This window comes from Cellulomonas shaoxiangyii (assembly GCF_004798685.1).
Lineage (GTDB): Bacteria > Actinomycetota > Actinomycetes > Actinomycetales > Cellulomonadaceae > Cellulomonas > Cellulomonas shaoxiangyii.
On record NZ_CP039291.1, the window covers coordinates 3,395,184 to 3,420,770 of the forward strand.

At 75.7% G+C, this 25,587-nt stretch carries 17 protein-coding genes and 2 tRNA genes; 8 read left to right on the forward strand and 11 right to left on the reverse strand.

Annotated elements, in window-relative coordinates:
* Positions 1-4: 4 nt before the first annotated feature.
* Positions 5-2,965 carry a beta-glucosidase family protein gene (locus tag E5225_RS15155; RefSeq protein ID WP_135973324.1) on the reverse strand — a complete coding sequence of 987 codons (2,961 nt, stop codon included), beginning with the start codon at positions 2,963-2,965 and terminating at the stop codon, positions 5-7.
* A 269-nt stretch (positions 2,966-3,234) separates the two neighbouring features.
* Between E5225_RS15155 and E5225_RS15160 the strand changes: the two genes are divergently transcribed.
* The 6 genes from E5225_RS15160 to E5225_RS15190 all read left to right on the forward strand — a co-directional run bounded on the left by E5225_RS15160 (position 3,235) and on the right by E5225_RS15190 (position 11,724).
* On the forward strand, positions 3,235-4,920 hold the full coding sequence (locus tag E5225_RS15160; RefSeq protein ID WP_135973323.1) for a type 2 periplasmic-binding domain-containing protein: 1,686 nt from the start codon (positions 3,235-3,237) through the stop codon (positions 4,918-4,920).
* Positions 4,917-5,954, forward strand: a complete 1,038-nt coding sequence (locus E5225_RS15165) for an ABC transporter permease (RefSeq protein WP_424945132.1) — start codon at positions 4,917-4,919, stop codon at positions 5,952-5,954. Before E5225_RS15160 ends, E5225_RS15165 begins: the two co-directional genes overlap by 4 nt.
* On the forward strand, positions 5,951-6,955 hold the full coding sequence (locus tag E5225_RS15170) for a carbohydrate ABC transporter permease (RefSeq protein ID WP_135973322.1): 1,005 nt from the start codon (positions 5,951-5,953) through the stop codon (positions 6,953-6,955). Before E5225_RS15165 ends, E5225_RS15170 begins: the two co-directional genes overlap by 4 nt.
* 245 nt (positions 6,956-7,200) lie before the next feature.
* Complete coding sequence (gene yicI / locus E5225_RS15180; RefSeq protein ID WP_135973321.1) at positions 7,201-9,489, forward strand: alpha-xylosidase; 2,289 nt, start codon at positions 7,201-7,203, stop codon at positions 9,487-9,489.
* Complete coding sequence (locus E5225_RS15185; RefSeq protein WP_135973320.1) at positions 9,486-11,099, forward strand: glycoside hydrolase family 43 protein; 1,614 nt, start codon at positions 9,486-9,488, stop codon at positions 11,097-11,099. Before yicI ends, E5225_RS15185 begins: the two co-directional genes overlap by 4 nt.
* Positions 11,100-11,184: 85 nt before the next feature.
* Complete coding sequence (locus E5225_RS15190; protein ID WP_243738198.1) at positions 11,185-11,724, forward strand: GNAT family N-acetyltransferase; 540 nt, start codon at positions 11,185-11,187, stop codon at positions 11,722-11,724.
* A 43-nt stretch (positions 11,725-11,767) separates the two neighbouring features.
* Here E5225_RS15190 and E5225_RS15195 read toward each other — a convergent pair whose 3' ends face one another.
* From E5225_RS15195 to E5225_RS15240, 10 genes are all read right to left on the reverse strand, one after another.
* Positions 11,768-13,606, reverse strand: coding sequence for a glycoside hydrolase family 6 protein (locus E5225_RS15195; protein ID WP_135973319.1), 1,839 nt, complete (start codon positions 13,604-13,606; stop codon positions 11,768-11,770).
* A gap of 118 nt (positions 13,607-13,724) precedes the next feature.
* A tRNA-Arg gene (locus E5225_RS15200) sits at positions 13,725-13,797 on the reverse strand.
* Between the two features lie 87 nt (positions 13,798-13,884).
* On the reverse strand, positions 13,885-14,007 hold the full coding sequence (locus tag E5225_RS18155) for a hypothetical protein (RefSeq protein WP_279536535.1): 123 nt from the start codon (positions 14,005-14,007) through the stop codon (positions 13,885-13,887).
* A 158-nt stretch (positions 14,008-14,165) separates the two neighbouring features.
* On the reverse strand, positions 14,166-14,843 hold the full coding sequence (locus E5225_RS15210; protein ID WP_243738201.1) for an alpha/beta fold hydrolase: 678 nt from the start codon (positions 14,841-14,843) through the stop codon (positions 14,166-14,168).
* Between the two features lie 218 nt (positions 14,844-15,061).
* A tRNA-Ser gene (locus E5225_RS15215) sits at positions 15,062-15,151 on the reverse strand.
* Positions 15,152-15,233: 82 nt separating this feature from the next.
* Entirely contained in the window at positions 15,234-16,502 is a 1,269-nt protein-coding gene (locus E5225_RS15220) for a threonine/serine exporter family protein (RefSeq protein ID WP_135973317.1), read from the reverse strand.
* Between the two features lie 157 nt (positions 16,503-16,659).
* The gene (locus E5225_RS15225) at positions 16,660-18,063 is read right to left on the reverse strand and encodes a hypothetical protein (protein ID WP_135973316.1); all 1,404 of its coding nucleotides are present in this window, start codon (positions 18,061-18,063) and stop codon (positions 16,660-16,662) included.
* A 186-nt stretch (positions 18,064-18,249) separates the two neighbouring features.
* Complete coding sequence (locus E5225_RS15230) at positions 18,250-18,555, reverse strand: hypothetical protein (RefSeq protein ID WP_135973315.1); 306 nt, start codon at positions 18,553-18,555, stop codon at positions 18,250-18,252.
* A 340-nt stretch (positions 18,556-18,895) separates the two neighbouring features.
* The gene (locus E5225_RS15235) at positions 18,896-21,088 is read right to left on the reverse strand and encodes a glycoside hydrolase family 3 protein (protein ID WP_135973314.1); all 2,193 of its coding nucleotides are present in this window, start codon (positions 21,086-21,088) and stop codon (positions 18,896-18,898) included.
* A 123-nt stretch (positions 21,089-21,211) separates the two neighbouring features.
* Positions 21,212-22,846, reverse strand: a complete 1,635-nt coding sequence (locus E5225_RS15240; protein ID WP_135973313.1) for a GH39 family glycosyl hydrolase — start codon at positions 22,844-22,846, stop codon at positions 21,212-21,214.
* A gap of 272 nt (positions 22,847-23,118) precedes the next feature.
* Here E5225_RS15240 and E5225_RS15245 point away from each other — a divergent pair, with 272 nt between their 5' ends.
* On the forward strand, positions 23,119-24,129 hold the full coding sequence (locus E5225_RS15245; protein WP_243738197.1) for a LacI family DNA-binding transcriptional regulator: 1,011 nt from the start codon (positions 23,119-23,121) through the stop codon (positions 24,127-24,129).
* A 185-nt stretch (positions 24,130-24,314) separates the two neighbouring features.
* A complete protein-coding gene (locus E5225_RS15250) occupies positions 24,315-25,580 on the forward strand; it encodes a serine hydrolase domain-containing protein (protein WP_135973311.1) in 1,266 nt (421 codons plus the stop codon).
* The last annotated feature ends 7 nt before the right edge of the window (positions 25,581-25,587 follow it).

The window sequence follows — 25,587 nt, forward strand, 5'->3', positions numbered from 1 at the left end:
CCCGTCAGAACGCGAGCTCGGCGACGCGGGCCGCACCGCGCAGCACCAGGCGCAGGTCGACGTCGCTGCGGTCGACGCCGGCGCGGTCGGCGCCGGGCGCCACGGGCACGACCACCGTGGTCCACCCGTAGCGGCCCGTCGGCGGCACCTCGACCGGCGCGGCGAGGGGCGTCCACGCGTCGTCGCCGGCGCCGCCGGGGCGCACCTGCACGGACACGGTCGAGGGCACCCACGCGGCCAGCGCGCGACGGGCGACGGTGAGCGTCACCCGCTCCACGCCGGACAGGTCGAGGCGGTCGTACCGCGTCCAGGCGTCCGCGCGCGCCGGGTGCACCTCGACGCTCGACCCCTGCTCGCGCGTGCGGTCGGACGTGACGGCGCCGTCGTGGCGGTGGAACGCGTGCGCGGGCAGCACCTCGACGCGGCGGGGGCGCGTGCCCTCGCCGGTGACGACCAGCTCGGCGGTCACCGCCGCGTCCTCGACCGACGCCCCGGCGGTGAGCACGTACCGGCCCGGCTGCACGCGGTAGGCGCCCGGGGTCGCGGGCGTGGCCGGTCCGCCGGCGGCGGGCACGGCCGCGACGTCCCACACGGCCAGGACGCCGACGGGCACGGTGAGCCGGACCTGCCGCTCCTCACCGGGCTCCAGCCGCACGCGCGTCCACGTCGCGAGCCGGCGCCGGGGCGCCGGGACGGGCAGCTCGGGTGCGCGGACCCAGAGGGCGACGAGCTCGTCGACGGCGCGCGTGCCGTCGTTGCGCAGCGTCACGGTCGCCTCGACCCCGTCGCCGGCGGCCGCGCGGACCGCGCCGTCGGCGTCGTCGGCGTCCCGGCCGACGAACCGCGCCGGCACGTGGCTCGTCGTGGGCGCCGGTGCCGCGACGGTCGCGGCGGACAGGTGCAGGCCCGTGTAGCGCACCGGCGCGTAGGTCAGGCCGTGGCCCAGCGGGTAGAGCGGCGCGGCCGGCTGGTAGCGGTAGGTCTGCCCGGACCCGACGACGTCGTAGTCCAGCAGGTCGCCGGCGTCGGCCTCGGTGCGCCACCACGTCTGCGCGAGGCGACCCGACGGCGACCGGTCGCCCGACAGCACGTCGACGAGCCCGCGGCCGAGCTCCTGGCCGGCGTGGCTGGTCCAGACGACGGCCGCGGCGGACGCCGCCTCCTCCGCCACCGCGTACGGGTAGCTCGACACGACGGTGAGCAGGGCGGGCGCCCCGCCGGCGACCGCGGTCCGCCAGATCTCGCGCGCGGCGGCGGGCAGACGCAGGTCGGGGCGGTCCTCCGTCTCGCGGCCGGCGACGTGCGGGTCGTTGCCGACGGCGACGACCACGACGTCGGCGCCCGCGGCGGCGTCCGTGACGGCGGCCACGCCCGAGCGCACGACGTGCCGGGCGAACCGCTCGGCGGTGCGCTCGGTCCCGTCGGCGACGAGCAGGTGGGTGCCGTGCTGCACGCGCAGCCACCTGCCCGACCCGACGTGCTGGACCGACACGGTCTCGTCGGCGTGCGTACGGAACCGGTACGTCTCCTGGGCGACCCAGCCGCCGATCCGGCCGGACGCGGCCGCCTGGATCCACGAGGCGCCGGTGAGCAGGAGGCCGGACGCGACGGCACGCAGGCTCACGACGCCGTCACCCCAGTCGGTGACGTCGAACCGCGTCGGGTCGCCGGTGCCGACGGCCGTCGCGGTCACCGCGCCGTCCGGCAGCACCTCGAGGTAGCGGTCGTGGGTCAGGGAGCGCAGCGCGATCCGGTCGGCACCGGGCGCGACGCGCACGTCGGCGTCCGGGTACCGCTCGCGGAGCGCGGCGGCGAGGGTCGAGGTGTACGGCGGCGTGCCGGAGTACCAGTCGTGCACGACCTGGTCGGCGAAGGGGCCGACGACGGCGATGGTCCGCGGCGCGCGCAGCGGCAGCAGCCCCGCGTCGTCGGCGAGGACGACCACGCCGCGTCCGGCGGCCTCGCGGGCCAGCGCCCGGTGCTCGGGGCCGGCGGCGGGCCGGGTGACGGCCGGGTAGGGGTCCTGCCCGGTGAGCTCGCCGGTGCGCTCGCGCAGCTCGAGGAGCCGCAGGACCGCGCGGTCGACGTCGGCCTCGCCGATCAGGCCGGCCTCGAGGGCCGCGGTGACCCGCGAGACGGTGGGGCCGGTGTCCTCGGAGTTGTCGGTGAAGGAGTCGACCCCGGCCCGCAGGGCGGCGGCGGTCGCGGGCACGTGGTCGTCGAAGTACCGCTCGCCGTCGACGAGGTTCGACGGCGCCTGCGCGTCGGAGACGACCGCGAGGGAGTGCGGCGCGAACCCGCGCAGCTCGTCGAGCAGCTCGTGCGCGACGTGGTTGGGCCGGCCGTTGACGAGGTTGTACGACGGCATGACGGCGCCGACCACGCCGGCGGCGAGCGGCCCGACGAACGCCGGCAGCTCCCACTCGCGCAGCGCCTGCGGCGGCAGGTGGGAGCTGGTGACGGCGCGGTCCGTCTCGTTGCCGTAGGCCAGGTAGTGCTTGAGCGTCGGGACGGTCTTCCACACCGTCGGGTGGGACCCGCGCAGCCCGGTGCAGAAGCCCGTGGCCAGGGCCGCGGTGAGGTCCGGGTCCTCGGCGTAGCCCTCCTCGGTGCGTCCCCACAGGGGGTGGCGCAGGGTGTTCACGACGGGTGCCCAGACGTTGAGGCTGACGGTGGGGTCGGCCGCGTGGCTCGCGCGCACCTCGGTCGCCACCGCGTCGCCGACCTCGGCGAGGAGCTCGGGGTCCCAGGTCGCACCCAGGCCCACGGCCTGGGGGAAGACCGTCGCCTCCCCCAGCCAGGACAGGCCGTGCAGGCCCTCGGTGCCGGTCCGGAACGCGGCGAGCCCGAGCCGCTCGACGGCGGGGGCGTGCTGGTGGAGCATGGCCACCTTCTCGGGCAGCGTCAGCTCGGCGAGCACCTCGCTCGCGGTGCGGACGGCGGCGCTGCGGGACTCGGCCCCCATGAGGCTCCTTCGGTAGGCGGTGTGCCGAACGCTCGAATCGGTTCGACGAACATCGCTGGCTCGTTGCGCTCGCTGCGGAACGCTGCGCGGGCCAGTTCTGGCCGCGATCCTGCGGATCCTCGTCATCGAGGGTCGGGCGGGACGAACGAGGGTTGCGCGGCAAGGACGGCGACTATACGTTACCGGCGAAGCGCTTCGATGGTCGATGCCGACCCGGAGCGAGCAGCGGAGGGCACCGACGCCCTCCCACGGGACAGGGAGCTCCGCCGATGACGTCGATCGATCCCACGCACGGGCGCGCACCCCGGCAGACGCACCGCAGAGCCGTCCGCGCAGTCGCCGCGGTCGGCAGCCTCGCCGTCCTCGCGGCGTGCAGCGGCGGCGGTGGCGAGACCAGCAGCGGCGGCACCGAGGGCGACGCGGGTGCCATGGGCACCATCAGCGCCGACGCGCTGCCCGCCTACGTGCCCATCGACCTCGTCGAGCCCGACTTCCCGAGCGTCAACGGCTCGACCCCGGGGTTCCTCTCGGTCCCGGACCCGCTGGTGAAGGCGTTCGACGCCCCGCCCGGCACGGGCGGCACCTACACGGCGATGACGCCGCTGTGGGGCACCATCCCGCCCACCGAGGGCAACGCGTACTTCGACGCCGTCAACGAGGCGATCGGCACGGACATCACGTTCCAGATCTCCGACGGCAACACCTACGGCGACAAGCTCGCCGCGGTGCTGTCCTCCCCCAAGGACGTCGCCGACTGGGTCAGCATCCCCACGTGGAACGTCCCGCCGCGGTTCGGCCAGGCCGTCGACACGATCTTCGAGGACCTCACGCCCTACCTCGCAGGCGACGCCGTCGAGGAGTACCCGTACCTCGCCAGCATCCCCACCGAGGCGTGGAAGACCTGCGCGTGGAACGGCAAGATCTACGGCCTGCCGTTCCCGCAGGAGGTCGGCGTCGGCAACTGGGTGTTCTACCGCAGCGACCTGCTGCCCGACGCCCAGCTGCCCACGAACGCCGACGAGCTCATCGCGTTCGCCGAGGCGAACACCAAGGACCGCGTCTGGGGCACCAATGACCTGGTCGCGACGTCCGCGCTCATGCACGAGGTGCCCCCGGACTGGGCCCTCGACGAGAACGACGAGCTGATCCACCGCTTCGAGACCCCGGAGTACCGGGCGCACCTCGAGTGGATGGCCGACCTGTACGCCTCCGGCGCCGTGCACCCCGACGCCGTCGCCGACAACCAGGGCGACGCGGGCACCCGGTTCGAGTCCGGCAGCGTGATGATGACGTCCACCGGCGTCGGCTACTGGCACGAGGCCCTCACGCGCAACCGCGCCGGCAACCCGGACTGGAACATGACGCCGCTGCCGGTGTTCGCGGCGGACGGCAGCGCCCCCGTCGTCTACAAGTCCGACGGCGCGAGCATGTGCTCCTACCTGAAGAAGTCGGACGACGACGCGGCGATCGAGGAGCTGCTCTCGGCGGCGAACTTCCTCGCCTCGCCGTTCGGCACCGAGGAGTTCCAGCTCATCAACTACGGCGTCGAGGGCACGCACTACACGGTCGACGCGAACGGCCTGCCCGTGCCGACCGAGCTCGCGCAGACCGAGGTCCAGCCGTCGTACATCTTCCTGGTCGACCCGCCGGTCGTGAACGCCAAGGTCACGCTGCCCGACTACGTCGAGCAGTACAGCGCCTGGACGGCCACGAACTCGGAGTACGTCGTCGAGCCGCTGTTCTACGGCATGAACATCACCGAGCCGAACCAGTTCGCCTCGCTCGGCCAGCCGTTCGTCGACCTGGAGAAGGACATCGCCCGCGGACGCAAGTCCATGGACGACCTCGACGCCGCGCTCGAGACCTGGCGCGCGTCGGGCGGCGAGGAGCTGCGCGCGTTCTACACCGAGATCTACGAGGCCCAGCAGGCCGGCGACGAGAACTCGGACCAGTGACCAGCCCCACCACCACCCGTCCCGGCTCCCCGGCTCCCCAGCCGGGGGGCCGGGACGCCCCGGGCGGCACGCGCCGCCCGGGCCGGCGTGAGGTCGCCACGCACAACGGGATCGTCGTCAACAAGGTCACGATCCGCACGCGCCTGCGCAGGGACCGCTCGCTGCTGCTCATGACGGTGCCGGCGGTCAGCCTGCTCGTCGTGTTCGCGTACGTGCCGATGCTCGGCAACGTCATCGCCTGGCAGGACTACTCCCCGTACGTCGGGATCCTGAACAGCCCGTTCACCGGCTGGGACAACTTCGTGCGGGTGTTCAGCAACCCGCTGTTCCTGCACGCGGTGCAGAACACGCTCGCGATCACCGCGTTCCAGCTGGTCTTCTTCTTCCCGATCCCGATCGTCCTGGCCCTGCTGCTCAACAGCGTCGTCACCCCGGGCATCCGCACGACGATCCAGTCGATCATCTACCTGCCGCACTTCTTCTCGTGGGTGCTGGTGGTGACGATCTTCCAGCAGATCTTCGGGGGCGCGGGGCTGGTCAGCCGCGTGCTGGCCGACCGCGGCCACGCCGGTTTCGACCTGATGACGAACCCGGACGCGTTCCTGGTCCTCGTCACGGCGCAGGCGGTCTGGAAGGACGCCGGCTGGGGGATCATCATCTTCCTCGCAGCCCTCTCGACCGTGGACCCGGCCCAGTACGAGGCCGCCGCGATGGACGGCGCCGGCCGCTGGCGCCGCATGTGGCACGTCACCCTGCCGGCGATCCGGCCCACGATCATCCTGCTGCTCATCCTGCGCCTGGGCGACGCGCTCACGGTCGGGTTCGAGCAGCTCATCCTCCAGCGCGGGGCCGTCGGGCCGGGCGTCTCGGAGGTCATCGACACGTTCGTCTACTACCAGGGCGTCGTCAACGGCGACTGGGCGTTCGCGGCCGCCGCAGGCCTCGTCAAGGGCGTCGTGTCGCTGCTCCTCGTGCTCGGGGCCAACAAGCTCGCGCACGTCTTCGGTGAGGACGGGGTGTACCGCAAAGCATGAGCATCCAGACAGACGCAGGCCAGGGGCCGCTCGGCCGTCCCGACGCCGTGCCGGTGCCCGCACCCGTGCGGGACGCCGGCCCGCAGCGCAGGCGGCCGCGCCGCTCCCGGCACCGCAACGCGTGGGAGGGCACACCGTCGCCGCTCGGGCAGGCCGCGAAGGCCGCGGTCCTGGCCGCCGTCGTCCTCGTGGTCCTCTTCCCGCTGTACACGGTGGTGCTGACGTCGCTGTCCACGACCGCCGACGTCAACCGGTCGGGCGGCATGGTCGTCGTGCCGGGCAGCATCACGTTCGCCGCGTACGAGCAGATCCTGACCGGGGGCATCGTCTCGCGCGCCGCCCTGGTCAGCGTCGGGATCACCGCCGTCGGCACCGTGCTGTCGACGGCGGTGTCGGTGCTCGCGGCCTTCGGGCTGTCGCGGCCGGGCTCGGTCGCCCACCGGCCGCTGCTGTTCGTCTTCCTCGTCACGATGTTCTTCGGGGCGGGGATGATCCCCACGTACCTGCTGGTGAGCAACCTCGGTCTCATCAACTCGTACTGGGCGCTGATCCTCCCCGGGGCCGTCTCGGCCTTCAACGTGCTGATCCTGCGCTCGTTCTTCATGGGCATCGACCCCGCCATCACGGAGGCCGCCCGCATCGACGGCGCGGGCGACTGGCGGGTCCTGGGGCGCATCGTGCTGCCGATGTCGAAGGCCGTCACCGCGGTCGTCGCGCTCTTCTACGGCGTCGGCTACTTCAACGCGTTCTTCAACGCGATGCTCTACATCAACGACAACGCGAAGTGGCCGCTGCAGCTGGTCCTGCGCTCGTACGTCCTGCAGGGCGTGACGCTGCCGGGCAGCGGCACGGGGCAGGTCGACGTCGCCACCGGCGCCGTGACCGGCCTGCCCGTGAAGATGGCGATCATGGTCCTCGCGATCATCCCGATCCTCGTGGTCTACCCGCTGGTCCAGCGCCACTTCACGAAGGGCGTGATCTTCGGGGCGGTCAAGGGGTAGGACGCGACCCCCGACGCGGCCGACGGCGGCGCACGCCGCCGCCGCGGTCCGTCGGCACCGTCCCCGGGGCGGCCCGCCGGGCGTCCACCCGGTGCACCCGCGCCGGTGGACGTGCGGACGGGCCCGCCCCCGCGGCGCACCGCCTCCGGCCCCTCCCCCGCCGCGGCCCCCGCACCTCGTGCCGATCGCGGCACCCGCACCACGTGCCGCACGCGGCACCCCACGCCCTGTCTGATGGAGGCACGATGAAGTTCACCGACGGCTACTGGCAGCTGCGCCCCGGCGTGGAGGTCCTGCGCCCGCGGGACGTCGACGACGTGGTCGCCGACGGTGACGACCTGGTCGTGTACGCGCCGACCGCGCCGATCGGCGCCCGCGGGGACACGCTGAACCGCCCGCTCGTGACGGTCCGGCTCTCCGCCCCGATCCCCGACGTGATCGGCGTGCGCATCTCCCACCACGTCGGCGGCCCCGACCGCGGGCCGCACTTCGCGATCGCCACCGAGCAGCACGACGTCGCCCGCACGCTGCCCGAGTCGCTCGGCAAGGGCCCCGCGACCCTGCGGTCCGGGCGGCTGACCGCACGCGTCGCGACCGACGGGCCGTGGGGCGTCGAGTTCGTCGCGGACGGCCGGGTGCTCACGTCGTCCACCGACCGCAGCGTCGGGATCATCAGCACGCCGGACGGCCCGTTCGTGCGCGAGCAGCTGACGATGGGCGTCGCGGAGACGGTCTACGGCCTCGGCGAGCGCTTCGGCCCGTTCGCGAAGAACGGGCAGAGCATCGACATCTGGAACGAGGACGGCGGGACCGCGTCCGAGCAGGCGTACAAGAACGTGCCGTTCTACCTGTCCGACGCCGGGTACGGCCTGTTCGTCGCCCACCCCGAGCGCGTCTCGTTCGAGATCGCGACCGAGGTGGTCTCGCGTGCGCAGTTCTCCGTGGCCGGCGAGGAGCTCCAGTACTACGTCGTGCACGGCGCGACGCCGAAGGAGATCCTCGAGCGGTACACCGCGCTGACCGGGCGCCCCGCCCGGGTGCCGGCGTGGAGCTACGGACTGTGGCTGTCGACGTCCTTCACGACCAGCTACGACGAGGAGACCGTGACCTCGTTCGTGGACGGCATGGCCGAGCGCGACCTCCCGCTGTCGGTGTTCCACTTCGACTGCTTCTGGATGCGCCGGTTCCACTGGAGCGACTTCCGGTGGGACCCCGAGATGTTCCCCGACCCCGCGGGCATGCTGGCGCGGCTCAAGGCCAAGGGCCTGCGCATCTGCGTCTGGATCAACCCGTACATCGCCCAGCGCAGCCACCTGTTCGAGGAGGGCCGGCGCCGCGGGTACCTCGTCAGGCGCGCCGACGGCGGCGTGTGGCAGTGGGACAAGTGGCAGGCCGGCATGGCGCTGGTCGACTTCACGAACCCCGAGGCGGTCGCCTGGTACCAGGGCGAGCTGCGCGCGCTGCTCGGCGACGGGGTCGACTGCTTCAAGACCGACTTCGGCGAGCGCATCCCCACCGACGTCGTGTGGCACGACGGCAGCGACCCGCAGCGCATGCACAACCAGTACGCCCAGCTGTACAACCGGGCGGTGTTCGACCTGCTCGTCGCCGAGCGCGGCGAGGGCGAGGCCGTGCTGTTCGCGCGGTCCGCCACGGCGGGCGGGCAGCAGATGCCCGTGCACTGGGGCGGGGACTGCGAGTCGACGTTCGTCGCGATGGCGGAGTCGCTGCGCGGCGGCCTCTCGCTCGGGATGAGCGGGTTCGGCTACTGGAGCCACGACATCGGCGGGTTCGAGGGCACGCCGGACCCCGCCGTGTTCAAGCGCTGGGTCGCGTTCGGCCTGCTGTCGTCGCACTCGCGCCTGCACGGCTCGAACTCCTACCGCGTGCCGTGGGCGTTCGACGACGAGGCGGTCGACGTCACGCGCCGCTTCACGCAGCTGAAGATGCGGCTCATGCCGTACCTCGGCGGGGCCGGCGAGGAGGCCGCGACGACGGGCGTGCCCGTGATGCGCGCGATGGCGCTGGAGTTCCCCGGCGACCGGGGCGTCGCGGGGGTGGCGACGCAGTACATGCTCGGCGGCGCCCTGCTCGTCGCCCCCGTGTTCTCCGCGGGCCGGGCGACGCAGGTGTACCTGCCCGCCGGGACGTGGACGCACCTGCTCACCGGCGAGCGCGTCGCCGGGGCCGGCTGGCGCACGGAGGAGCACGGCTTCGACTCGCTGCCCCTGTACGTGCGGCCCGGCACCGTGCTCCCCGTCGGCGCCGTGCGCACCGCGCCGGACTACGCGTGGGCGGACGGCGTCACGCTGCGGCTGTTCGAGCTCCCCGACGGGTACGACGCCGTCACGACCGTGCCCGGGGGCACCGGCACACCCGCCACGTTCCGCGTGCGGCGCACCGGGACCCGCGTGACCGTGGTCAGCGACGACGCCACCGCCGCGTGGTCGGTCGCCGTGGGCGCGCTCGACGAGCCCGCCGCGTCCGCCACGGGTGCCGGCACGCTCAGCGTCGACCTGGCCGCCGCCGCATGAGCGCTGCCCGCTCGACCGTCACCCGGCCCGAGGACTGGCACCGGGCCACCAACCCCGTCCTCCCCGGGTTCCACCCCGACCCCTCCGTGTGCCGGGTGGACCACGGCACGCCCGACGCCCCCGACACGTGGTTCTACCTGGTCAGCTCCACGTTCGAGTACCTGCCGGGCCTGCCCGTGCACCGCTCGCGCGACCTCGTGCACTGGGAGCTGGTCGGGCACGTCGTGACCGACCAGCTCGACTACTCGCGGCTGGGGGACTCCGGCGGCCTGTACGCCCCGACGATCCGGCACGACGGCGAGCGGTTCCTCGTCGTCTGCACCCACCTCGGCGGCCCCGAGGGCGGGACCGGCAACTTCGTCGTCAACGCGACGGACGCGGCCGGCCCCTGGTCGGCGCCCGTGTGGTGGCCGACGTCCGAGGGCGTCGACCCGTCCCTGCTGCTGGACGACGACGGCCGGATCTGGGCGCACGGGGCACGCGCCGCGCACGAGCCGCAGTGGGCGCACCAGGGCGAGATCTGGGTCCGGGAGGTCGACCCCGCCACGCTCGAGCTCACCGGCCCGGAGACGGTCGTCTTCACCAGCGCCCTGATCGGCGCGGTCTACACCGAGGGCCCGCACCTCTACCGGCGCGGCGGGTACGTGTACCTCGTCGCCGCCGAGGGCGGCACGGGGCACCACCACGCCGTCGTCGTCGCCCGCGCGGAGTCGCCCACGGGCCCGTTCGAGCCGTCGCAGGACAACCCGGCGCTGACGCACCGCCACCTCGGCCCCGACGCCGTCGTGGTGAACGTCGGGCACGCCGACCTCGTCGAGGCGGCGGACGGCTCGTGGTGGGCGCTCGCGCTCGCCTCCCGGCTGTCGGACGGCATCGACCTGCTCGGCCGCGAGACGTTCCTGCTGCCCGTCGACTGGGTCGACGACTGGCCCGTCCTGGCGCCCGGCGTCGGGACGCTCGTGCCGGAGCCGGGCGGGCCGGCGGGCACGCGCACCGGCGCCGACTCGCCCCGGCCGCACGCCGCGTGGGTGGCCGTGCGCCGGCTGCCCGGTGCCGTGGCCGAGCTCGACCACGCCGGGGCGCGCGCGACCCTGCACGCCGGTGCGGGGATGGCCGCGAGCGAGCCCGCGTTCGTCGGCCGGCGGCTCCTGTCGCCGGCCGCCGTGCTCACGCTCGAGCTCCCGGACGACGCGCTGACCTGGGCGGGCGCACCCGGCCGCGAGGTCGGGCTGGCACTGCGCCAGTCGGGCACGCAGTGGCTCACCGCCGGCCTGCGCGCCGGCGCCGACGGGCCGCGGCTCGTCGTGACGCGGTGCGTCGACGGGCAGGCCGACGTCGTCGCGGAGCACCGCGTGCACGGTGCCGGGACGGTCCGCGTGCGGGTCGAGGGCGCGCGCGCCGACATCGGCTGGCAGGACGGGTCGGACGGCTCGGACGTCACGGACGGCTCCGACGGCTCCGACCGCACGGCGGTCGCGGCGGTCACCCGGGTCGACGTCACGCACCTGTCGACCGCGTACGCGGGCTGGTTCGTCGGTGTCGTGCTCGGCCCCTACGCGCTCGGCGACGGCGACGTCACGGTCGGCCGCCTGGAGCAGCGGGCCGTGTGAGCCGCCCGGCCGGCACTCCGGGGCGGGCGCGACGGGGACGCACGCCGCCCGCGCCCACGCGCGTCGGCTGCGGCAGCATGTCGGGGTGACCGACCCCGCCACCCCCGCGCCCGCGCCCGCCGGCGTGCGCATCGTCCCGCTCACGGCCGCGCACTGGCCCGAGGTCCGTGACGTGTACGCCCGCGGCATCGCGACCGGCGAGTCGACCCTCGAGAGCGAGCCGCCCGACTGGGACCGCTTCGACGCCGGCAAGCTGCCCGACCACCGGTTCGTCGCGGTCGACGAGGACGGCACCGTGCTCGGGTGGGTGGCCGCGAGCCCGACCTCCGAGCGCGCCGTCTACGCGGGCGTGGTCGAGGTGTCGGTGTACGTGCACCCCGACGCGCACGGCCGCGGCGTCGGGCGCGCGCTGCTGACGGCGCTGCTGGCGTCCACCGACCGCGGCGGCATCTGGACCGTCCAGGCCGTCGTGTTCCCGGAGAACCGGGCGAGCGTCGCGCTGCACACGTCGCTCGGGTTCCGCGTGGTCGGGCGGCGCGAGCGCCTGGGCCGCGCGGCGCACGGGCCGCGGGCGGGCACGTGGCGGGACGTGCTGCTGCTCGAGCGTCGACGCTCCCGGGACTGAGCGTCGCACCGGGCGGCGGCCGGGACGGCCGCCGGGCACCGGGTCACCAGTCGGCGCGCTCCGCGAGGCCCAGGGTGTACTCCACCCAGAACCGGCCCGCCGGCGGGCCGCCGTGGCACGTGCCGTCGGACAGGCCGACGGTCTTGACCCACAGGTTCGCCACGTGCGGGCCGGTGCCCGTCGCCCCGGGCCGGGTGCCGAGCGCGCGCCCCGGCGGGTTGCACCACTGCGTGCCGTCCTCGCCCGCGAGCGGGCCGTTGCCGTTGCGCGACGTGTCGACGACGAACGCCGCCCCGCCGAGCAGCGCCGACAGGTACCGCCCGTAGGCCGCCTCGTGCTCGGTGCGCTGGAAGTTCGCGGTGTTGACGGCGAAGCCCGCGGCCCGGTCGACCCCCGCGGCGCGCAGCCGCAGCGCCATGTCCCGCAGCGCGTCGGCGCTCCAGCCGAAGCTGTTGCTGCTCGCCGCGTCGAGGTAGACCTCCGCGCCGGCGTCGACGAAGGCGTCGACGGAGTGCCGCAGCGCCGCGAGGCGCGCGTCGCGGTCGCCGCAGCGCTCCAGGTGCAGGAGCGCGTCCGGCTCGACGACGACCACGGCGTCCGCGCCCGCCAGGCCCGCCGCGACGTCGTCGACCCACGCCGTGTACTCGCCGGTGGTCGGGAAGCCGCCCGCCGAGTGGCTGCCGCAGTCGCGGTCGGGGATCGCGTACGCGACGAGCACCGGGGTGCGGCCCGCCGCGCGCGCGGCGTCGGCGTACGCGCGCACGCCGGCGGCCGTGTCTGCCGGCCCCAGCCAGCGCGCCGACACGTGGGCCGCGGCCTTGTCGAGCAGCGCCGCGTCCTCGTCCCGGCCCTCGGCGCGGGCGTCGCGGGCGGCCCGCGCGGCGGCGGAGGACGGGTCGACGTACGGCGGCGCGGCAGAGAGCACGGTGCTGAACGCGCGCTCCCCCGGGGCGGCGCCGTCCGGGCGCGCGGGGTCGTCGGGACGCGCGAGGGCGCCCGGGTCGTCGGCGCCGTCCGGACGCGGCAGCGGGTCGGGCAGCGGCAGGCCGACGACCGTCGGCGCGCGCTCGGCCGGCGGCGACGGCGTCGACCACACCGCGTCGCCGTCGCGGCCCACGAGGTACGCGCGGCCGTGGTCCTTCACGACGAGCCGGGCGCCGGGCACCGCGGTGCCCGTGGACCAGGCGACCGTGCCGTCGGGGGCGACGAGGCGCACGTCGCCGTCGGCCGTCACCGTGGCGTGAGCACCCGCCGGCGCGGGCGGGGCCGCCCACGCGAGCCCGTCGGCCGAGGTCAGCGTGAAGGTCCCGTCCTCGCCGACGGTGAGGCGCACGCGCCCGTCACCGCTGGTCACCGACTCGCCGGGCAGCAGGAGCCCACCCGTGGGGACGCGGTCGGCGGGCGCGGTGCGCAGCGCGGGGCCGTCCGTCGTGGCCGCCCACACCTGCTCCCCCGCGCCGTCGAGCGTGCGCAGCAGCCCCGGCTCGACCACCGTGCGCGCGCCGGGCGCGTCCGTGCCGGTGCTCCACAGCACGTCGCCGTCCGCGGCGACCACCTCGAGCCGGCCCTCCGGCCGCTGGACGAGGCGCGCGCCGGCGTGCCCGGCGGTCCCCGTGTGCCACACGACCCGGCCGCCCGACCGCAGCGTCACGTCACCGTCCGGCTGCACGGCCAGCTCGGTGTCGCGGTCGGCCGCGTGCAGGGCGTCCCCGGGGCCGAGCGCGTCGCCGCTGCCCAGTGCGTCCGCGGGCGCGGGGGTGCCGGCCGGTGACGGCAGCGTCAGCACGAGCGTGGCGAGCAGCACAGCGGCGGCGAGCGCGACGACGGCGAGCCGGGCGTGCGGCTGGCGCGGCGGGCGCGACGGGTGCGGTCCGGGCGGCATCTCCGTCCTCGTCCTGGGTCGGTCGGAGCGGGTGCGGTGCGGTGCAATGCGGGCCCGCGCGGCGGGGGACCGGGAACGCGAGAGGCGCGGCACCCGGGGGTGCCGCGCCTCTCGTCTGCGCGCCCGAAGGGACTCGAACCCCCAACCTTCTGATCCGTAGTCAGATGCTCTATCCGTTGAGCTACGGGCGCGTGGCCGTTGCGGGCCGGAGAGAACATTACAGGAGCGACGCCCCTGCCCCAAACCCGATGCCCCCGGCCGCCGCGGTGCGACGCAGGTCACGCCGGGGGGACGACCCGGCTGACCACGTACGCGTGCTTGCCGAGCTGCCGGCCGCGCACGAACCCGAGGTCCTCGAACAGCTCGACCGTGCCGCTGAACAGGAACCGGCCGTGCGCCACGCGCCCGTCGGTGCCAGCCGATGCACCAGCAGCCGCCGACGATGCCGTTGTTGCGCTCGACCAGCTCGGCGAACGCGTCCCAGGTCGACGCGTCGAGGGTCGTGACCCCCGGTGCCACGTCAGGCCCGCGCGGCGTCGTCGAGGACCGCGCGGCGTCGTCAGGCCCGCGCGGCGTCGTCGAGGACCGCGGCGAGCTCGGCCGGCCGGGTGAGCATCGGCCAGTGGCCGGAGTCGAGGTCGACGTAGGAGACGTCCCGCGCCGCGGCGAGCTCCGGCACGTCGCCGGCGGCGACCCACGCGCGGGCGTCGTCCGGGCTGAACTCGGGGCAGACGACCGTGACGGGGACGCCGTACCGGCGCTCGTCGCGCAGGCGGACGACGCCGCGGGCCACCCGCTCGGGGACGGGCGCGGTGCGGGCCGCCAGGGCGTCGCGCGCCGCGTCGTCGAGGTCGGCGCTGTCCGCGCCCTCGAACGGGCCCCACCCGGGGAACGGCATGGCGCCGTCGACGACCGGGAAGAAGTCCGCGTACGTCGCGCCGTCCGGCACCGGGAACCCCCCGACCAGCACCGTGCGGCGGACCGCCCCGGGACGCGCGTCGGCGGCGGCCCACGCGAGCGCCGCCGCGGCGGAGTGGCCCACGACCAGCGGCGCGTCGGCGGCGTCGACGGCCGCGACGACGGCCGCGACCTGGTCCTCGAGCGACGCGGCGGCCGCCGCGTCCGGTCCGGTGCCCGGCAGCTCCACGGCCACGGGCCGGTGCCCCCGGCGGCGCAGCGCGTCCGCCACGGCGTCCCACTCCGACGCCGCCAGCCACAGCCCGGCCACGAGCACCATGTCCACGGTCCGCTCCTCCGTCGTCCCCGTGCGCCCGCGGCGTCCGGGCCGCGTGGCACGTCGTCGGTCCGACGGTAGGGGCACGGCCGTCCGCGCGCTCCCCGGGCAGGTGGCAGCCGACCTCGGCTCGCGGCTCGGTGCGCGGGGACGCGCTCCCCCGGCCCCCGCACGACGAGGGCCCCCGCCGAGCAGGTGCTCGACAGGGGCCCTCGCAGGAGCGGAGACGGTGGGATTTGAACCCACGGAAGGGTTGACCCCTTCACGGCCTTAGCAGGGCCGCGCACTAGACCTGGCTATGCGACGTCTCCAGGACGTGCACAGGCTACCCGCCGCCGGTCGAGGCGCCAAAGCGCGGCGCGGCGGCCCGGCCGCGGGTCCGGCGGCGGCCGGTCAGTGCTCGAAGCCCCACTCGCGGTCGGTCACCATGCGCGCGACCGCGAGGCCCACCGCGAGCGCGGTGACGACGAGCGCGGCGGGCACCCCGTACTCCAGGGCCGTCGTGACGTCGCCGTTGCTCAGGTGGTAGACGGCCCGGTACGCCCCGACGCCCGGCACCATGATCGTCACCGCCGGCACGTAGACCGTCACGCGGGGGATGTTCAGGCGCGGCGCGGCCCACGCGGCGAGCAGCCCGACGAGGAACGCCGCGACCGCGGCGGCGGCCTGCGGCGGCCACACGAGCTGCTCCACGGCGGCGATCCGCAGGACGTTCGGCACGGCGGCGACGCCGGCGGCGACGAGCGCCATCGACCACGGGCTGTTGAACATCAGGGCGAACCCCAGCACGCCGACGAACGAGGCGAGCAGCCGCAGCGCCTGCCGCGCGGTGGGGTCCAGCGCGGCCGCGCCGGGCGGGTCGGGGCTCAGGCCGACGACGATCGACACGGCCCACACCGCGAACGCGGCGGACACGAAGATCATCAGCGCCCACGTCAGCCGCGCGACGCCCGCGGACAGGTCGAGCCGCGCGAGGTCGAGCGCGCCCGTGACCAGCGGGAACCCGGGGACGAGGAACAGCGCGGCGGCCACGTAGCCCGTCTCGTGCGCGCCGCCGGTGACCCCGGCGAGGTCGAGCAGCGCGACGAAGCCGAGGTAGGTGACCGCCGCGAGGGCCGCCGCCAGCATCGTCACGCCGAACTGGTTGTAGCCGCGGTGCAGCATCGTGCGCCGCAGCCCCTGCCCGAGGCCGGCGCCCAGGAACGCCCCGAGCACCTCGACGGGCCCGCCGTTGTTGAGGAAGGCGAACGCCCCGCACGCGAGGGCCGCCCACAGCGCGTTCAGCCACACCGGGTACAGCGGCGGCTTCGTCGCGATGCGGTCGACCTCCGCGTCCACCTCCGCGACGGTCACGGGCGCGTGCGCCTCGACGCGTTGCGCCAGGTGCTCGAGCTCGGCGAGGCGGTCGGTGTTGACGCCGACGCTGCGGACCTCGGTGACCTCGGTGCGGAACGAGCGCCCCTGGTGCGACGTCGTCGTGATCTCCGTCAGCGTCACGTGCGCCTGGTGGCGGTCGACGCCGAGCGCGCGCGCCACGCGGGCCATCGACGCCTTGACGCGGTACGACCCCGTGCCGGCCGACAGGCTGAGCCGCCCGACGCGCAGCACCGTGCCGGACCGTCGGATCAGCTCGAGCTCGGCATCGTCCGGTCCGGTGGGCACGACGCCCATCATGACGGCTCCACCCCCGCCCACCCGCGACAAGCGACCCGCCCACCCCCGCGCCTCCCCCCGACGCCGGGCCCGTGAGGTGCAGATCCGCCGGGCCATGCGCTCGGAAAGCGGGTGCATCTGCACCTCGCCGGCTCGGGCCGGGGGGTCAGGGTGGGGGTGGGAGGGGTTCGGCCGTCTCCTGTTCGCGTTCGCGGGCGCGCTCGGTCGTGGCGCGGGCGCGCTCGAGCTCGCGGCGGGACGCCCGGACGGCCTTCTCGCGCTCGTGCGCGGCCGTCTGCGCCGTCATGACGGCCTCGTCGACGCGCGGCAGAGCCGAGCGGGCCTCGGTGAGCCGGCGGCGCAGCTCCGAGAGCTGCCGGACCAGCTCCTCCTCGGCCCGGTACGCCTCGGCCGACGCCTCCTCCGCATCCTCGAGAGCGGTGGCGGCGTCCCGCTCGGCGCGGGTGGCGCCGTCGTGCCGCTCCTCCAGGCGGGCCAGCTCGGCCTCGGCGTCCTCGCGGGCCGCCACCGCCTGCTCGTGCCGCAGCCGCGCGCGCTCCCGCTCCCGCTCGGCGCGCTCCTCCGCGGCCCGGCGCTCGCGCTCCGCGCGCTCCTCGGCGGCCCGGCGCACGCGCTCGGCGCGCTCCTCGGCGGCCCCGCGCTCCCGCTCGGCGGCCTCGGCGCGGGCGCGCTCCGCCTCGGTGGTCGCACCGTCGGACGACGTCCGGCTGCCCCCGGGCCGGGACGTCGGGCCGCGCTCGGCGCGTCCGGGGGTCCGAGCACGTCCCCTCGAGCCGCCGGCGGAGCCGCCGGACGCGCCGCCGTCGCCGTCGCCGGGGCGGTCGTCGTCTCCGTCGCCGTCGCTGTCGTCGCCGGCTGCGCCGCCGCCCGACGCGTCCCCGCGGCGCGCACGGGCCGGCCCGTCCCGCCCACCGACGGGGAACGCCGTCACCACGGCGTCCGCGCCGTCGGCGGCGTCGGCACCCCCGTCGTGCGCGTCCCCGTCCGTGCCGCCCTCCGGGCGCGCGTCGTCGTGCGCGGCGGCGCCGCGACCGCCCGCGTCGGCGGCCGTACGGGCTGCGGGCCCGGGCTCGGCCGTGCCGAAGCCGACGTACTCCTGGCCCTGCGTCAGCGTGCCGCTCGTGACGGCGTCGGCGACGCGCGGGTCCAGCAGCGCCGCGTTCAGCGTGCGGTCCACCTCCTGCGCGGCCGCCTCCGACACCTTCTGCCCGGCGGCCGCCGCCAGGCGCCGCGCGCGGCGCACGAGCCCGGCGACGAGCGTGCGCCGCTGCGTGCTCAGCTCCCGCAGCGCCGGGCCGTCGAGGGACCGCTCCGCCTCCTGCAGCCCCTCGCCGACGGCGCGGACCTGCTCCGCGAGGGCCGGGTCGTCGCGCATGAGCAGGTTCACGGCCCACGCGGCGAGCGTCGGCTTGCGCAGGGCCGCGATCTGGCGGGCGAGGTCCCGGTCCTTCCCGGCCTTCGCCTCGCGCGCGGCGGCGTCCCGGCGCGCGACGAAGTCGGCGAGCGACCCGCCGTACAGGTCGTCGACCACCTCGTCCAGGCTCACCACGGCTCCACCCTGCCCGACGCGCCGCCGTCCGGCACCCGCCCCCCGGAACGACCCGTCGCGGACACCCCCCGGGCATCCCGGGCCATCGTGACGGGGCACCGGCCGCCGAACCCGGAGTTCCCCAGCGTCCAGGGGCACCGGTGCTGAGAAAGCGCCGGTTCGTCGGCAGGGGTGAGCCAGCAGCGGTCAGCCGGCGTTCGGGCGGCGGGGCGGGAGCCAGCGGTTGCCGTAGCGGCGGGTGAGCCGGCCGTCGGTGGTCTCCGCGAGCTCGTCGAGGCGGCTGAGCACGGCCCATCCGACCCGCCGCGCGGCGCCGTCCCCCTCGGCCTGGAAGCGGACGGTCACGCGGGCCTCGCCGCGCACGACGCCGACGTCGTGGGCCTCCACGGTCGTCAGCGCGCGGGCGGCGGCGACCGCCTCGGGCAGGACGTCGGCCGGGGCCGTGCCGGGCCGCAGCAGACCGACGGTCGCGGTCACGCGGTACGACGGCACGCCCGCACCTCCCGCCGCCCGCTCACCGGCCCATCCTCCCCCGCCCGGCGCTCGCCCCGTCGCTGCACCGCACGGGGACGGCGCCTGCCGGGAGCACACGTCGTCCGCCTCAGCCGGTGCCGCGCCGCCCGTCCGACGGTCCCGGCGCCACGGGCACCAGCAGCGCGACCGCCCCGCCCCACTCCCCCACCAGGTCGACGGCCCCCGGCTCGCGAAGCCACTGCATCTGTCGGCGGCGCTCGTCCGCCGACAGCCGCCCGCGGCTCCGGCCGGGCTCCGCGAGGGCCCGGCCGGCCTCCCGCGGATCCGCTGCCCGGGGACCGGGCTCACACGACCGTGCTCACGCCTCGATCCGGAGCGTGACGGCGTCGGCGGCGTGCGCGTGCGACGCGACGTCGAGCTCGACGCCGACGCCCAAGGGCAGCCGCAGGCGCTTGGCGTCGGCGTCCCACCGCGAGAGCGGTGCGAGGCTCACCGGCACGGCGACCTCGACGGCCTGCCCCGCCGGGACCTCGGCGACGGCGAACCCGACGACCGCGGTCTCGCCCGCGCGGTCACCCTCCGTGCGGCGGCCGTAGACCTGCACGACGTGCCGGCCGTCCCGCTCGCCGGTGTTGCGCACGCGCGCGGTCACGGTCAGCGCGCCGTCGACCACCGGGCCCGCGGCCGCGTCCTCCACGGCGAACGTCGTGTACGACACGCCGAACCCGTGCGGGTACGCCGCCTCGACGCCGAGGCGGTCGAGCAGCCGCTGCCCGTGGAACCGGTCGTACGTGATCGCGGTCGCGTCGCGGTCGAAGAACGGCAGGTGCTCCTCGCTCGTCGGCACCGAGAACGGCAGCCGCCCGGACGGGTTGTGCGCCCCCGTGAGCACGTCCGCGAGCGCGTGCCCGCCCTCCATGCCCGCGTACCACGTCATGACCAGCGCGGGGACGTCGTGCTGCCACCGCTCCATGAGCACGGCACCGGCCGCGACGATGCCCACGACCGTGCGCGGGTTGGCCGCGGCCACCGCGCGGATGATCTCCTCGTCGACCGGGCGCAGCGTGAGCGACCGGCGGTCGCCGCCGTACTCGTCGCCGGCGGTCATGACGACGTTGCCCTCGCCGGCGGCCGCGGTGATCGCGTCGGACGCCTGCCCCTGGCCGTCCGGCTGCTCGGGGAACAGCGCGAGCAGCTCGGGCCGGTTCATGGTGTCGGAGCCGACGTACTCGCCCTCGTCCCGCTCGTCGAAGCCGGCGACGACGACCGCGACGTCGGCCGCGCGGGCCGCCTCGGCCGCGGCGGCCGGGTCGTCCTGGTCGACGACGGTCACCGTGGCGCCGGGGAACGCGGCGCGGATGCCCTCGGCGGGGGTGACGTGGCTGGGCGGACGCACGTCGGACGAGCCCTTGTCGCCCATGTTCGGCGCGGTCGCGAGCCGGCCGACCACGGCGACCGACGTGACGCGCGCCGGGTCGAGCGGCAGGACGGGCGCGCCCTCGACGGGCTCGTTGCGCAGCAGGACCATCGCGCGGCGGGCGACCTCGCGGGCCAGGTCGCGGTGCGCCTGCGACGCCATCAGCTCCACCGGGAAGTCGCCCTGGTCGCGCCGCGCGTAGGACCGCAGCTGTGCGGCGAGCAGCCGCACGCCGGCGCGCTCGACGAGCTCCCACGTCGTCTCGCCGGCCTCGAGCTGGCGGGGCAGGTCGCGGGCGCGCTGCTGCACGAACGGCTCCTCGAGGTCGAGGCCCGCGTTGAGCGAGGCGGCCGCGTCGCGCAGGCCCCAGATGAAGTCGCTGACGGTGATGCCGTCCCAGCCCCACTGGTCGCGCAGCACGTCGGTGAGCAGGTAGTGGTTCTGCCCGGCCCACTCGCCGTTGACGGAGTTGTAGGCCGACATGATCGCGGAGACGCCCTCGTCGACCGCGCGCCTGAAGTGCGGCAGGTAGACCTCGTGCAGCGTGGCCTCGTCGACCGTGACGTCGACCGTGAAGCGGGCGTTCTCCATCGAGTTCAGCGCGTAGTGCTTGGCGCACGCCATGGCGTACCGCTCGACGCCGCGGGTCAGCGCCGCCCCGAGCTCGCCGAGGTGGAACGGCTCGTCGCCGTACGTCTCCTGCGCGCGGCCCCACGCGGGGTGACGGGGCAGGTTGATGCAGACGCCGCCGAAGAAGTTGCCGCCGATCGCGCGCAGCTCCCGGCCGATCGCCTCGCCGACCTCCTCCTCGAGGTCGACGTCCCACGTCGCGCCGCGCGCCATCGACACGGGGAACGCGGTGCCGTGGCCGGAGACGACGCCGCGCGGCCCGTCGACGAACCGGATCCCCGGGATGCCGAGCCGCTCGACCGCACCGTGCACGTACGGGCGGACGTTGTAGCCCTGCCCCATCTCCGCCATCCCCTGCCAGAACGGGGTGTCCCCGTCGAGGAGCCCGAGCCGCTCGCCGTCGTCCAGCGCGGCGTACAGCGCGGCGGCCTCGTCGGCGGGCGCCGCCCCGGCCCGGACCCGGTCGACGGCCTGGTCGAACGCGGTGCGTCCCGTGTCGCTCACTGCTGCCCCACTTCGTCGTGACGTCGTCTGCCGAGTAGACGGTAGGTAGTGGACCGCACCCCGGCGCGGCGACGGCCCGGACCGGTCGGGCCCGGGCCGTCGCGTGGTGCGGGCGCCGGCCGGTCAGGCCGCCGGTGCCACCGACGCCACGGCCCACGCGGGCAGCTCGAGGTCGATCGTCAGCACGCCGTCGGCGTCGACGACCAGCTCGGTGCGCCACAGGCCGTCCGCGACCTCGCGCAGCTGCGCGGTCTGCTCGCGCGTGAGGTTGAGCGGCTCACCCATCGCGTGCCACGCCTCGGCGACGTTGCCGTGCTCCCAGTCGACGCGCTCGACGGCGTACCGGGCACCGGGGGCCAGGCCCGCGACCTCGTGCCGGACCCGGCGGGCGGGACCCTTCTCGGCGAGCGCGCGCGTCGAGGAGTAGCCGATCGCGCCGCCGACACCCTGCGTGCCCATGTCGTCGGGGTAGTTGAACAGCACCGCGGAGAACGCGTCGGTGCGGCTGTCGCGCGTGAGGACGCCGTGCGGCGTCTGCGCCAGCAGGCGGTCGCCGAGGCGCGCGAGCATCGAGAACGCGTGGAACGTCGGCTTGTGCAGGCCCTGCTCGTTGACCAGCCCGAACCCGCCGTGGAACGGGCCGATGCCGGCGCCGCCCTCCTCGAACACGTCGGTGAACGTCCAGTACGAGATCGAGTCGGCCAGGTCCGTGCACTGCAGGTACGCGCGGGTGATGTACGTGGCCGCGAACAGGGTGTCGTGCATGTTGTCGCGGCTCGAGGGCGTGGTCGACCACTCGGTGACGTGCACCTCGGCGTCCGGGTACGCGCTGCGCGCGAGCAGGTCGCGCATCGTGACGAGGTCGTCGCGGGTGGCGTCGGCGTAGCGGTGGATGTGCCGGATCTCCCCGTCCTCGTGGTACGCGAAGTCGGTCGGGTACAGGTGCGTGGAGACGAAGTCGACCGGCAGGTCGCGCTCGGCGCACCAGGTCAGGAACTCGTCGATCCACACGGGTCGCCAGTCGAGCGCGTCGACGTCCTGCGCCGCGGCCGTGCCGTGCGTGGCGCTGCGGTCCTCGGTCTCGCCGGCGTAGCGGTCGTCCGGGACGAAGACGCTCGTCGAGGGGCCGCCCACCAGGAGCTGGGAGTCGACGCCCTTGACCGCGCGCACGGTGGCCTCGTACAGCTCGAAGTACTGGGTGCGGGTGCCGGTCCAGAACATCGGCACGAGGTTCGGCTCGTTCCACACCTCGAAGCGCCAGCTACGCACCTCGTCGATGCCGTAGCGCTCGACCCAGTGCTCGACCGTGGCGGTCACGAGGTCGGCCCAGCGCCCCATGTCCTTCGGCGGGCTGCAGTGGGCCTTCCACCAGAACAGCGTCTCGGTCTGCGTCGCCAGCTCGCGCGGCATGAAGCCGAGCTCGACGAACGGCCGCGCGCCGGCCTCGAGGACGAAGTCGATGACCTTGTCGACGTAGCTGAAGGTGTGCAGCGGGCGCTCGAGCTCGGTGCCGGGCCCGAACCCGCCGCCGTTGGACGCGCGGTACACGAACATGTCGTCGTGGTAGAGCCCGTGGAACCGCACGGAGCGCGCCCCGAGCACGTCGACCGCCTCGCGGAAGTGCGCCTGCCAGTCCGCGCGCAGCGCCTCGTTGGCGCGGCCGGCGCCGACGCACTCGTTCCAGACGTGGCGCAGCGGGGCGTCCAGCGCCGGGGCGCCGTCGATGCGCCAGGGGGTGGTGCTCGTGTCGTGGGTCATGGTGCGTCTCTCCAGTGGCGTGAACGCGGCAGGAGCGCCGGGCTGCGGTGCCGACGCAGCCTCGGGCGCGTCGCGGTCGGCCGGGCGAGCGGGTGCGCCGCGATGCGCTCCCGCGGCCGGTGAAACAATTTCGACCAACCGTTGATGCGCCGGTGACGCTAACGTTGCTCCCGCCGTCGGTCAAAGGTGAACGCGCCGCGTCGCCGCAGGTTCCAGTGCGAAACAATTTCTGCGAGGGGTGACACGTGGCGAGCAGGTCACCCTCCCGGCGCGTGACGCTGGCCGACGTCGCGGCACACGCCGGGGTGTCGACCGCCACCGCGTCCAAGGCGCTCAACGGCCGCTACGGCGTGGGGCCCGACGCGCGCCGGCGCGTGCACGAGGCGGTCTCGCAGCTCGGCTACCGCTCGAGCACCGACGACGCGCACCCGCCGCGCAGGCGTGCGCTCGCCACCGTCGTCGACGGGCTGGAGTCGCCGTACATCTCCGGCGTCCTGCAGGGCGTCCTCGCCGCGGCGACCGCCGCCGGCGTCGACCTGCTGCCACGGCTCGCCCCGGACCGCGACCGCCGCCGCACCGGCGCGGCCGCCCGCGCGTGGGTCGCCGAGCAGCAGGCGTCCGGGGTCGTCGGGATCATCGGGCTCACCGTCGGCGAGCCCAACGCGATGCTCGCGGCGGCCCAGGACGCGCAGCTGCCCTTCGTCGTCGTCGACCCCGTGGACGTGCGCGACCCGCGCGTCGTCAGCATCGGCGCGACCAACTGGGCCGGCGGCCGCACCGCGACCGAGCACCTGGTCGGCCTGGGGCACCGGCGCATCGCCTGGGTGGGGGGCCCCGCGACGTCGGCGGCGTCGACCGAGCGGTTCCACGGGTACAGCGCCGCGCTCGCCTCGGCCGGCATCGAGGTGGACCGCGCCCTCGTCCGCGAGGGCTCCTTCAGCCTCGAGACGGGCCGCGAGCAGGGCATCGCCCTCCTGGGCCTGGCGGACCCGCCGACGGCCGTGGTGTGCGGCGACGACGAGATCGCCGTCGGCGTCCTGGGCGCGGCCCGCGCGCTCGGCGTCCCGGTGCCCGAGCGCCTGAGCGTCGTCGGCTTCGACGACACCCCGCAGGCGGCGTGGACGACGCCCGGGCTGACGTCGGTGCACCAGCCGCTCGCCGGCATGGGCCGCATGGCCGTGGAGACGGTGCTCGCGATGGCCGGCGGCCTGCAACCGGCGTCCCGCCAGGTGCAGCTCGTGACCACGCTCACCGTGCGCGACTCGACCGCTCCGCCCGGCTGAGCGCGCCCCACCGCCCCGCCCGCCGCGGCCCGCGTGACGGCCGCCCGGGTAGCGCCTGCTGGAAGACGCCCGGGGCGCGGGCACCACCCGGCACGCGGCAGGTGGCGGGATCGTCCCGGCGCACCGCCGCGGACGAGGCTGGACGGGTACCGACCGACCCGTCCGACCCGGCCCCAGGAGACCTCATGCCCACGCAGCCCACCCCGTCCACGCGCGGCCCCCGCGCACCTCGTCCCACCCGCCGGTCCGCGCTCACCGTGGTGTGCGCGCTGGCCGTCGGCGCCACGCTGGCGACCCCCGGCATCGCCGCCGCGGGCGACCGGGACCGCGGCAGCGGTCACGGGCACGGCGGCGGTCACGGGCACGGGCGCGGTCACCAGCCGCGGCCCGACGCGGTGCAGAAGGCGCTCGACCGCGTCGTCGCCCTGGGCGCCCCCGGCGCGCTCGCGTCCGTGGCGGACCGCCGCGGCGAGCGCGACCTCGTCGCCGGTGTCGGCGACCTGGCGACCGGCGCGCCCGTGCCCGTCGACGGGCAGGTGCGCATCGGCAGCGACAGCAAGGCGTTCCTCTCCGCCGTCGTGCTGCAGCTCGTGGGCGAGGGCCTGGTCGACCTCGACGCGTCCGTCGAGACGTACCTTCCCGGCGTCGTGCGCGCCGAGGGCCTCGACGCGGACGCCATCACCGTGCGCGACCTGCTGCAGCACACCAGCGGCATCGGCAGCTTCACGGCCGGTCCGCCGTTCGTCGTCGACGGCGTGCCCGCCCTGACCGCCACCAAGGACTGGTACGTCGAGCCGTACGAGCTGGTCGCCCTGGGCCTCGCCGCGCCGACCACCGAGCACGGGACCTGGGCGTACAGCAACACCAACTACGTGCTCGCGGGCCTGATCGTGCAGAAGGTGACGCACCGCCCGCTGGGCGAGGTGATCACGGACCGCATCATCGAGCCGCTGGGCCTGACCGACACGTACGTGCCCGGCCGCGGCGAGCGCGCGATCCGCGGCGAGCACCCGCAGGGGTACCACGCCGAGCCCGCCGGGACGGCGCTGTTCGAGCACACCGAGATCGAGCCCGCGCCGTCGTGGGCCGCGGGGGACATCGTCTCGACGCCCAGCGACCTGCGGACCTTCTACACCGCGCTGATCGGGGGCGAGGTCCTGCCGCCCGCCCAGCTCGCGGAGATGAGGACGACGGTCCCGATGGTGGGCTCGGGCCTCCCCGAGAGCGTGACCTACGGCCTCGGGCTGTTCGCCACGGAGCTGAGCTGCGGCATCACGGCGTGGGGCCACGGCGGCGCGATCCCCGGCTTCAGCACCGAGGGCGGCGTGAGCGAGGACGGCCGCGGCGTCATGGTCGCGACGAACGTCCTCTTCGGCGCGCTGCCGGCGGAGGCCGCCGGTGCCGCCCACGCCGAGGTCACCGGTCTGGTCGACACGGTCCTCTGCTCCTGACGTGGCC